The organism is Nocardia brasiliensis IFM 10847 (assembly GCF_000710915.1).
Taxonomy (GTDB): Bacteria; Actinomycetota; Actinomycetes; order Mycobacteriales; family Mycobacteriaceae; genus Nocardia; species Nocardia brasiliensis_A.
Genome location: NZ_BAUA01000141.1, coordinates 1 through 641, shown reverse-complemented (window position 1 = coordinate 641; position 641 = coordinate 1). Strand labels below are relative to the sequence as shown.

The following is a 641-nucleotide window of genomic DNA, read 5'->3' as shown; positions in this document are numbered from 1 at the left end:
CACGGTGAGCAGCATCCCCGTCGCCATGAATTCCCGCGCCTCGGTGACATCCGCGCCGGTGAGTTCGCGCACCAGTTCGTAGATGCCGCCGAACCGGGCCCGCACCTCGCCGCCGATGGCGGGCTCCGAACTCGCCGTGAACCCGTGCAGGAAGAGCTGGAGCAGCTCCCGGTCGGCCAGGAAAACCGCGAACCCGTGGCCGAGGGCGTGCAGTGCCTCGGCCGGAGCGGCGTCGGGGTCGGCTGCCGAGCGTGCCTCGCGGAACACCTCCTCGATCCGGTCGCACACCCGATGCAGCGCGCTGATGAACAACTGCTGCTTGGTGCCGAAGAGCCGGATCACGTACGGCTGGGAAACGCCTGCGCGCCTGGCGATTTCGTCGGTCTTGGTGGCCGCGTAGCCGCCTTCGGCGAAGGCCGAGACGGCCGCGCGCAACACCTGCTCGCCGCGTTCCGTGGCGGTCATCCGGACCCTGGTCGAACTCGCCATCACGCTCGAACTCCGTTCTCTCGCCCCCCGGTGTTGACATGTTATCAGCCGATGCATACTCTCCAACTCTGTAGTTATCAGTCAATTACAACAAGGGCTGGACATGACCGAAATCCTGGAACCCCTCGCGGCCGCGTCCGCACCGCCCGGCA

General features: G+C 66.9%; 1 protein-coding gene. It reads right to left on the bottom strand.

The features are described 5' to 3' along the window. The coding region (locus NBRGI_RS27190) for a TetR/AcrR family transcriptional regulator (protein ID WP_036561075.1) at positions 1–489 on the bottom strand (489 nt) is incomplete at its 3' end. Positions 490–641 lie beyond the last annotated feature (152 nt).